The sequence below is a fragment of the Rhodovulum sp. genome, from assembly GCF_011048875.1.
GTDB lineage: Bacteria > Pseudomonadota > Alphaproteobacteria > Rhodobacterales > Rhodobacteraceae > Rhodovulum > Rhodovulum tesquicola.
In genome coordinates, this window is record NZ_DSDD01000328.1 from 1 (window position 1) to 9,011 (window position 9,011).

General features: G+C 67.3%; 11 protein-coding genes. 3 read left to right on the forward strand and 8 right to left on the reverse strand.

Translation table 11 applies throughout. The annotated features are described in order from the left end of the window. The first annotated feature begins 190 nt into the window (after nucleotides 1–190). The gene (locus ENN83_RS11485; protein ID WP_287187172.1) at nucleotides 191–766 is read left to right on the forward strand and encodes a lytic transglycosylase; all 576 of its coding nucleotides are present in this window, start codon (nucleotides 191–193) and stop codon (nucleotides 764–766) included. A gap of 9 nt (nucleotides 767–775) precedes the next feature. Here ENN83_RS11485 and ENN83_RS11490 read toward each other — a convergent pair whose 3' ends face one another. From ENN83_RS11490 to ENN83_RS11510, 5 genes are all read right to left on the reverse strand, one after another. Continuing rightward, the gene (locus ENN83_RS11490; protein ID WP_287187175.1) at nucleotides 776–958 is read right to left on the reverse strand and encodes a Trm112 family protein; all 183 of its coding nucleotides are present in this window, start codon (nucleotides 956–958) and stop codon (nucleotides 776–778) included. After that, a complete protein-coding gene (locus tag ENN83_RS11495) occupies nucleotides 955–1,599 on the reverse strand; it encodes an LON peptidase substrate-binding domain-containing protein (RefSeq protein WP_287187177.1) in 645 nt (214 codons plus the stop codon). Before ENN83_RS11495 ends, ENN83_RS11490 begins: the two co-directional genes overlap by 4 nt. 27 nt (nucleotides 1,600–1,626) lie before the next feature. Beyond that, nucleotides 1,627–2,538 (reverse strand): thioredoxin, encoded by a 912-nt coding sequence (gene trxA, locus ENN83_RS11500; protein ID WP_287187186.1) that lies wholly within the window; start codon nucleotides 2,536–2,538, stop codon nucleotides 1,627–1,629. Nucleotides 2,539–2,611: 73 nt separating this feature from the next. Next, nucleotides 2,612–3,400, reverse strand: a complete 789-nt coding sequence (locus ENN83_RS11505) for an exodeoxyribonuclease III (protein WP_287187178.1) — start codon at nucleotides 3,398–3,400, stop codon at nucleotides 2,612–2,614. Between the two features lie 174 nt (nucleotides 3,401–3,574). Beyond that, entirely contained in the window at nucleotides 3,575–4,261 is a 687-nt protein-coding gene (locus ENN83_RS11510; protein WP_287187180.1) for a response regulator transcription factor, read from the reverse strand. Nucleotides 4,262–4,416: 155 nt separating this feature from the next. On the opposite strand from ENN83_RS11510, the gene ribA reads away from it, so the two are divergent. Next, nucleotides 4,417–5,493, forward strand: a complete 1,077-nt coding sequence (gene ribA, locus ENN83_RS11515) for a GTP cyclohydrolase II (RefSeq protein ID WP_287187181.1) — start codon at nucleotides 4,417–4,419, stop codon at nucleotides 5,491–5,493. Nucleotides 5,494–5,506: 13 nt separating this feature from the next. Here ribA and ENN83_RS11520 read toward each other — a convergent pair whose 3' ends face one another. Next, complete coding sequence (locus ENN83_RS11520; protein ID WP_287187182.1) at nucleotides 5,507–5,707, reverse strand: hypothetical protein; 201 nt, start codon at nucleotides 5,705–5,707, stop codon at nucleotides 5,507–5,509. 123 nt (nucleotides 5,708–5,830) lie between these two features. Here ENN83_RS11520 and ENN83_RS11525 point away from each other — a divergent pair, with 123 nt between their 5' ends. Continuing rightward, nucleotides 5,831–6,325 carry a L,D-transpeptidase family protein gene (locus ENN83_RS11525; protein ID WP_287187187.1) on the forward strand — a complete coding sequence of 165 codons (495 nt, stop codon included), beginning with the start codon at nucleotides 5,831–5,833 and terminating at the stop codon, nucleotides 6,323–6,325. Between the two features lie 12 nt (nucleotides 6,326–6,337). On the opposite strand, the gene ENN83_RS11530 is transcribed toward ENN83_RS11525, so the two are convergent. Then, nucleotides 6,338–6,991 (reverse strand): YggS family pyridoxal phosphate-dependent enzyme, encoded by a 654-nt coding sequence (locus ENN83_RS11530; protein ID WP_287187184.1) that lies wholly within the window; start codon nucleotides 6,989–6,991, stop codon nucleotides 6,338–6,340. Further along, nucleotides 6,988–8,781, reverse strand: a complete 1,794-nt coding sequence (locus ENN83_RS11535; RefSeq protein WP_287187185.1) for a tetratricopeptide repeat-containing sulfotransferase family protein — start codon at nucleotides 8,779–8,781, stop codon at nucleotides 6,988–6,990. Before ENN83_RS11535 ends, ENN83_RS11530 begins: the two co-directional genes overlap by 4 nt. Nucleotides 8,782–9,011: the final 230 nt, after the last annotated feature.

Genomic DNA, 9,011 nt, shown 5'->3' on the forward strand with positions numbered 1-9,011 from the left:
CACAGAGTCCATGCGACAGCGCGCGGCGCATGGAAACAGATTGTGATGCCCGGCCCCACAGTGCCCCCTGCACCGCGCGAACCGATGCCACCTCGCGCTTTTCTGATCCACCATTGCCGGATGGGCGTTTTCCCGCCGAGCGATTTCGCCTATGGTGGCGGCAACAATAAAGATAACGAGGCCGGGGCAGATGAGCAGAGTCCTTCTCGTGGTAGTCATTCTTGCGCTTGCAGGCTGCGGCGGCGGGTATTCGCCCCCACGCGAGCTGGACAATGCGTGCGCAATCGCCCGCGAGCGTCCGAACTATGTCCGCGCGATGGAGCGCGCCGAACGTCGCTGGGGCGTTCCCGTCCATGTGCAGATGGCGATGATACACCAGGAAAGCAAGTTCGTGGGCAATGCCCGCACGCCGCACCAATACATCCTGGGCATCATCCCGATGGGCCGACAAAGTTCGGCCTATGGCTATGCCCAGGCCATCGACGGAACCTGGAACGACTATATCCGCGCCACCGGAAAGCGCGGGGCCAGGCGCGACAGAATCAATGACGCGACCGATTTCATGGGCTGGTACATGACCCGGAGCCGCGACATGCTGGGTATCCCGCTGCATGACGCGCGCAACCAGTACCTGGCCTATCACGAGGGACAGGCGGGCTTTAAAAGGCAGAGCTACATGGCCAAGCCTTGGCTTATCAAGGTCGCCGACCGGGTGTCGAACCGCGCCGATCTCTATCGCGAGCAACTGGCGCGCTGTCGACGCTGACAGGCGCGCTCAATCCAGGCGGCGCGCCTCGTCCACCAGCATGATCGGGATGCCGCCCCGGATCGGAAAGGCCAGCCCCGCGGCCCGCGACACCAATTCCCGCCGCTCGGCATCATAGGCCAGCGGCGCATGCGTCACCGGACAGACCAGCGACTCGAGCATCCTTCGATCGGCATTGAATGTCTCGGTCATTGCATCGTCTCCTCGTCCGTACCGCTGCGCAGCGCGAACTCGATCAGGGTGACCAGCGTCTCGCGCCGGGTCGTCAGCGAGGGCGCCTCGAGCAGGGCCTGCCTGTCCTCGGGCGCAAAGGGACAGAGCATCGACAGCGAGTTGATCAACAATTCGTCCTCGGCTTCCTTCAGGCTGTCCCAGTCGGTGGCAAGGCCCCGGCTGGAAAAGAAACGTTTCAGCAGATCCATGAACTTCGTCCGGTCGAACCGGGTATCGTCCTCGCCCGGGCCAAGATCGCGCGCGAACCCGTCCCAGGACACATCCGCCCGCAAATAGAGAGTGAATCCCGGCTGCTCGCGCGTGATCCGGTAGCGCGAGATGCCCGACAGCGTGATCATGTAGCGCCCGTCCTCGGTTTCCGAGAACGCGGTGACACGGCCCGCACAGCCGATGGCATGCAGCCTGCGCTCGCCCCCGCCGGGCACTTCGCGCGGCTGGATCATGCCGATCAGCCGGTGCGGCGTCTTCAGCGTGTCGTCCAGCATCGCCAGATAGCGCGGCTCGAAGATGTGCAGGGGCAGCCGTGCCCGGGGCAGCAGAAGCGCCCCGGGAAGCGGGAAGACGGGGATCGTATCGGGTAGATCGGCGGCGGAGAACATGCTCCGAGACCTAGGTCGCGACACCGGTCAGGCAAATATCATCGAGGACAGTTTCCGCCGTCCCCTGAGGACAATCGGATCCTGCGTTTTCAGCGCGTCGAAGATGATGAAAAGCTGGGTCTTGGCCGCCCCGTCGTTCCACTCGCGATCGCGCCGGAAAAGTTCCAGCAATTCATCGACCGCTTCCTCGACCTGGCCCGCGGCATGCAGCGCCTTGGCCAGATCGAACCGCGCCTGGTGATCGTCCGGGTCATTCTCGACCGCGGCGCGCAGATCGGCCACCGGCCCTGCCTCGGCCGCCTGCCGGGCCAGCGCCAGCTGCGCGCGCGCCGCCTTGATCTCGGGGCTGCCCGCGATCTCGGCCGGAACCGCGGCCAGCAGGGCTTCGGCCTGCTCGATCTCCTTCAGCGCCAGATTCGCCCGGACCAGCCCGCCATAGGCCGCCGCGTGCCCGGGATTCTCGCCGAGAATCGCGGCAAAGGTCTGCGCGGCATCCACCACCGCCCCCTCGGCCAGCATCAACTCGGCCGTCTCCACCGCCTCGGACAGCCCCCCATCCCCCGCCACCGCGGCGACCCGCTGCACGAAGGCCCGGATCTCGGATTGCGGCAACGCGCCCTGGAACCCGTCCACCGGCTGACCCTGAAAGAAAGCATAGACCGTCGGGATCGACTGGATGCGCAGCTGGGCGGCGATCTGCTGGTTCTCGTCGACATTCACCTTGACCATGCGCACCTTGCCGCCCGCCTCGGTCACCGCCGCTTCCAGCATGGGACCCAGTGTCTTGCACGGACCGCACCAGGGCGCCCAGAAATCGACGATGACGGGCACCTCGCGCGACACCTCGATGACATCCTGCGGGAAGGTCATTTCCGAGATGTCCTTGATCAGGTCGTCCTGCGGCCCGGCACCGCGCGCATTGCCGCCAAGTTCAAGCATGTCGTCATCTCCGCGTTTCATCGGTTTCGCGCCTTATATGAGCGTCCGGGGGGAAAAACCCAAGGGCGAACTCCTACAGATCGAAGCTGGCCAGCACCGGCGCGTGGTCCGACGGCTGCTCCCAGCCGCGCACCGCGCGCAGGATTCGGCTGGAATGGGCCGCCCCGGCGATATCGGACGAGGCCCAGATGTGATCCAGACGCCGCCCCTTGTCCGCGGCGTCCCAGTCACGCGCGCGGTAGGACCACCAGGAATACAGCTTGCCCTCGGGGATGTCGGCGCGGGGGACATCAACCCAGCCGCCTGCCTCCTGCGCCTGGCCCAGATGGTCGACCTCGACCGGCGTGTGGCTGACCACCTTCAGAAGCTGCCTGTGCGACCAGACGTCATCCTCGCGCGGCGCGATGTTCAGGTCGCCCACCAGGATCGCACGATCCGGCCGATTGTCGCGGAACCAGTCGCGCATCTCCGCGACATAGTCGAGCTTCTGGCCGAACTTCTCGTTCACCGCGCGGTCCGGCACATCGCCACCCGCCGGCACATAGAAATTGTGGATCGTGACCCCGCTTTCCAGCCGCGCGGCCACATGGCGGGCATGGCCGAGCCCCGCGAAATCCATCTCGCCCGCATCTTCCAGCGGCAGTCTAGACACGATCGCGACACCGTTATAGCCCTTCTGCCCGCGGGCTACGACATGGCCGTAGCCCAGCGCCCGGAACGTCGCCAGCGGCATCTTCTCGACCGGGCTCTTGCACTCCTGCAGGCAAAGGATGTCGGGCGCCTCTTCGGTCAGCAGCCGTTTCACCAGCCCCTCGCGCAGCCGGATCGAGTTGATGTTCCAGGTGGCCAGCGTGAATGGCATCCGTGCGTCTCTCTCTGTCCCGCGGCAAGCCGCGCTACCCTAAGCCGCCGCCCCGCAAGCCTCAAGGCACAGCCCCCGCCCCATCCCTTCTTCTGGCCGGAAATATCCCGGGGGTCCGGGGGCAGCGCCCCCGGCCGGTCGGCTCGCATCGCGAGCCGAAACCCCTCGCTCCGTTCAGGCGACCAGCCTATAGCCCCCGGACTCGGTCACCAGCAGCCGCGCGTTCGAGGGATCGGGCTCGATCTTCTGGCGCAGCCGGTAGATATGGGTCTCCAGCGTATGCGTGGTGACACCCGCATTGTAACCCCATACCTCGTGCAGCAGCACATCGCGCGCCACCACGCCCTCGGAGGCCCGATACAGGAACTTGAGGATATTGGTCTCCTTCTCGGTCAGCCGGATCTTGCGCTCGTCCTCGGTGATCAGCATCTTCATCGCCGGTTTGAAGGTATAGGGACCAAGCTGGAAGATCGCATCCTCGGACTGCTCGTGCTGGCGCAGTTGCGCGCGGATGCGCGCCAGCAGGACGGGGAACTTGAACGGCTTGGTCACATAGTCGTTCGCCCCCGCATCGAGGCCCAGGATCGTGTCGGCATCGCTGTCATGCCCCGTCAGCATGATGATGGGGCATTTGACGTTCTGCTTGCGCATCAGCCGGCACAATTCGCGCCCGTCGGAATCGGGCAGGCCGACATCCAGGATCACCAGATCGTAGATCGCGCCCTTGGCCTTCTCCATCGCCTCGTGGCCGCTGCCCGCCTCGAACACGTCGAAATCCTCGGTCATCACCAACTGTTCGCTCAGCGCCTCGCGCAGATCCTCGTCATCGTCGACCAACAGGATTTTCTTCAGGTTGCTCATGTCTCTGCCTCCTCTGTCGTCTTGCCGCCCAGATGTGCGCCCGGCATCCGGTCACAAGTTTTGCAACAGGGTGCTCACACAAGCGTGTGGCGGGGAAGGGATTTGTTTCATATCTGTCGGCTTTGACGCTACAGATGCGCAGGAAAGGATCGCCCATGCCCCTTGGCCCCGACAGCACCGAACGCATCGCGCGTGTCCGCGGCGATCTGCGCATGGGGGTGCCGGTGGTGGTGGGCGGACTCGTGATCGCCGCGGCCGAGACGCTGACGCCCGAAAGGCTGGCGGCCTTGCGCGGGCTGGGGGATGCGGTGCTGTCGATCACCGCGCGGCGGGCGGCAACGCTCAAGGCGCGGCCCTATGACGGCGACATCGCCCGGTTGCGCCTGCCCGCCGATGTCGGACCGGGCTGGGTGCAGGCGGTGGCCGACCCGGCGGACGATCTGCAAAACCCGCTGCTCGGGCCGTTTGTGTCGCTGCGGGAGGGCGATGCGGCAGCCCATCGCGCGGCGATCGGGCTGGCGAAATCCGCACGCCTTCTGCCCGCGGTGCTGGCGCTCGAGATCGCCGATCCCGCAGGGCTGGCCTCGGCGCAGGGCCTGACCCGTGTCAGTCTGGCCGAGGCGGCGGCGACGCTGGCCGACGAAACGCACCTTGCCGAGGTCGTCTCGGCCCGCGTGCCGCTGGCGGTGTCCAGCGCCACAAGGCTGCATGTCTTCCGCCCCGCCGATGGCAGCGAGGAACATTACGCGGTCGAGATCGGCAGCCCCCCGCGCGGTGCGCCGGTGCTGGCGCGGCTGCATTCGGCCTGTTTCACCGGCGATCTGCTGGGCAGCCTGAAATGCGATTGCGGCGCGCAACTGAACGCCGCGCTGGCGCAGATGGGGGCCGAGGGGGCGGGCGTGCTGCTCTACCTGAACCAGGAGGGGCGCGGCATCGGGCTTGCCAACAAGATGCGCGCCTATTCGCTTCAGGATCAGGGCTTTGACACGGTCGAGGCGAACCACCGGCTCGGCTTCGAGGATGACGAGCGCGATTTCCGTCTGGGTGCGGCGATCCTGCGCGAGATGGGCTTTTCCGCCGTCCGGCTAATGACCAACAACCCCGCCAAGATCGAGATGATGCGCGCAAACGGCATAGATGTCGTCGGCCGCGTGCCGCTCAAGGTCGGGCACACAGCCGAGAACGCCCGCTACCTTGCGACCAAGGCCGAGAAGTCCGGGCATCTGCTGTAGCGCGGGGCCTGTCTCAGCCCTGATGCGGCGGGCGCATCTGGCGGATCGCCGATTCGATGGCGCGCCAGGTTTCGGCATCCGAATCCTCGCCAGCCGCCTCATGCGCGGCGGCCTTCTGCGCCGCCTCGGCCTGCGCCTTGTCGCCATGGGCTGCCAAGAGAGAGCGGGCGTATTCCATCACCTTGGCCGTTTCCATCTCGAACCTCCGTGTCATGGTTGCGCCGGGGCAGGCCGGGCGACCCACCCGGCGGCAAGGGTAACATGATCTGCGCGAGCAGGGCTTGATCGACCGCAAGCCCCCTTCCCCAAACCGCCCTCTTCGGCCAGTCTGCCCATGATGTGTGCAACCGACCTTGTCCTGACTCCGACCCATCTGCGCTTTGCCGGGCGAAACTTTCCCCGATCCATCGGGCGCGGTGGCATCACCGGCGACAAGCGCGAGGGGGACGGCGCAACCCCCCGGGGCGTGCACCGAATCGTCGGCATGCTGTATCGCCCCGACCGGATCGCCCCCCCGGCGCCCTGGGCGGTGCCCATCGGACCCACTGACCTGTGGTCGGACGATCCCCGGCATGAGGATTACAACCTCATGGTTCGCGCGCCCTATCCCCACAGCCATGAAAGGCTGCGCCGGGCCGATCCGCTCTACGATCTGGTTCTGGTCACCGACTGGAACTGGCCCTTCGCCGAACGCGGGCGCGGCTCGGCGATCTTCCTGCACCAGTGGCGCAAGCCCCGCCACCCGACGGCGGGCTGCATCGCCCTGTCCCGCCACGACCTGCGCTGGATCGCCGAACGGCTGACCCATGCCAGCCGGTTGATCGTGCGTTAGGGGTGCGCGGCCTCAGTCATAGGCGCGCGCGCCAAAGATCGCCGAGCCCACCCGCACATGGGTCGCACCGAACGCGATGGCCTGCTCGAAATCGTCGCTCATCCCCATCGACAGGCCCGACAGCCCGTTGCGCGCAGCGATCTTTGCCAGCAGCGCGAAATGCAGCGCGGGCGTCTCGTCCACGGGCGGGATGCACATCAGCCCCCGCACCGGCAGATCCAGCGCGCGGCAATCCGCGATGAACCCATCCGCCTCGCCCGGCAGAACGCCCGCCTTCTGTGGCTCCTCGCCCGTGTTCACCTGAAGGAACAGGTCCGGGCAGGCGCCGCGTTCCTGCGCGTGCTCGGCCAGGCGCCGGGCCAGCTTGATCCGGTCCACCGAATGGATCGCGTCGAACAGTTCGACCGCCTGCCGGGTCTTGTTGCTTTGCAGCGGCCCGATCAGGTGCAGTTCGACGCCTGCGAAGCGGTCCATCAGCGCGGGCCATTTGCCCGCCGCCTCCTGCACGCGGTTCTCGCCGAAAACGCGCTGACCGGCCGCCAGCACCGCCTCGACCCGGCCGAGCGGCTGCACCTTCGACACCGCGATCAGCGTCACCGAGCCGGGCGCGCGCCCCGCGTCGGCCTCGGCCTGTGTTACCCTTGCGCGAATCTCGTCCAGGCTCATTCCGTTCCCTCTTGCTCGATCACATCGCCCAGCGCCTCGATCAGCGGGGCAAGCTCGTCCGCGTGCCGCTGCCAGCCCTTCAGCGACGAGGCATAGATCGGCTGGCGCACCTGATGCAGGCTGAGTGTCGAGACCCGCCGCTCGGTCTTGTGGAAATCCAGACAGCCGTCTTCCCAGTCAAGCCCGGCAGCGGCGATCAGGGCGCGGGCCTGGGGCTCGGGATCGGCGATCAGGTCTTCGTAGCGGATCTCGTGAAAGCCGCCGGGCAGCCTTTCGCGCCAGAAATCGACCAGTTCCAGAAACATCCGGGTGTAAAGGCCGAGGTCGCGCAGGTCATAGGCATAGCGATGCGTGCCCTCGGCAAAGATGTTCTTGTAGATCGACAGGCAGGTGTCGCGCGGGTCGCGATGCACCACCACGATACGCGCATTGGGCAGCGCCAGCTGCACCAGACCGGCGACCATATAGGTCTGGATCGACTTGTCGGTGACGATGTCGGCACCCGGCAGGCGCATGCGGAAATGCGCCTCGATGGCATGGCCGAACCCGGCGATTTCCTCGTCCGACAGCGCCGAAACGGGCCGCAGCCCGCCCGCCCCGTCCGACATCAGCCGCATCGCCTCGGGCATGACGAAGCCCAGCTCGCCGCCGCCGGTCACGCGCGAATGGCTGGCGATGATCTGTTCCACCAGCGTCGTGCCCGATCGCGGCATGCCGGTGACGAAGACCGGGGCGTAACCGGAGGTGCCCGGCACGCGGCGGGCAGTGAAATCGGTCTCGGCAAAGGCGGTCCTCACCGCGTCGATCTCGGCGCGGCGCTCGGCGATGTCATAGGGGTAAAGCTTGCGCATCAGCGCGTTGGCCTTGTGCAGATAGCCAAAGATGCGGTCGTCGCGGCGGATGTCCTCCATCGCCTTGGCAAGTGCAAAGCCCAGGTTCATCCGGCTGTGATCGCCCAGATCCGGCGCGGACCAGAGCGTTTCCATCTCGGCGATCAGCGGATCGTCGGCGGCCAGCTTGCGGCCCTTGACCATCAGCCGGTAGGGCTCGCCATCCCGGGGGGCCAGCGCGATTGCGCGGCGAAAGCCTGCATCGGCCTCGTCGAAGCGGCCCATCTGTTGCAGCAGGATCGCGCGGCGGCCATGGGTTTCGGGGCGGTCGGGGGCGGCGGAAACGGCGCGGTCATGGGCGGCCAGCGCGGCCTCGGTCTGGCCCGATCCGTCCAGCGCGCGGGCATGCGCGGTGTGGGTTTCGGCGCGGTTGTCGCCCAGCGCGATGGCCCGGCCAAAGGCGTCGGCAGCGGCGGCGAAATCCCTGGCGCGCAGCAGGGCCTGACCCAGCCGGATCTGCGGTTCGGCCGCGTCGGGCCGGGCCTGTGCGGCGCGGCGCAGCGCATCGAGCGTCTGGGCCGGGGACGTTGCCGGGGGCGCCAACGCCTCTTGCAGGCGGGCAAGGACCGGGGCGGGCAGCCTTGCCGCCCTGGCCTTGCGCTGAAAGCTGCGGATGCGGGTGCGGTCGGCCAGCGCGGCCAGCGCCTGCGCCCAGGCCAGCCAGATCGCGGGTTCGGCCGGTTGGGCCTCGGCGGCGCGTTCGAAATGCCGGGCGGCGCGTTTCGGGGCGCCGCGGGTCATGGCGATCCGGCCCATCTGGAACAGCGCCTCGGCCTGACGCGGGCGGGCGGCCAGCACGTCACGCAGCCGCGCCTCGGCGCCGTCAAGGTCGCCTGCGGCCAGCCGGGCAAGGGCCTCGCGGTAAAGACGGGCGATCTGGGCGGGATCGGGGGGCTGCATGGCACCGGGTCACAAGACTTCGGTGCCGGACCTAGCATGCGCGGCGGCACTTGTCGAACCCGTGTCCCGCAACGAAGAAGAGCGGGCACAAGGCCCGCTCTTCCCCTATCGACAAGCCGGTAAGGCTTAGAACGACATCGCCACGCCGAACGACCAGCTCTCAATGCTTTCGCCGTTGCCGTAGCCGGCCTGGATCACCGCGCCGCCACCGAGGTCGTAGTTCACGACCA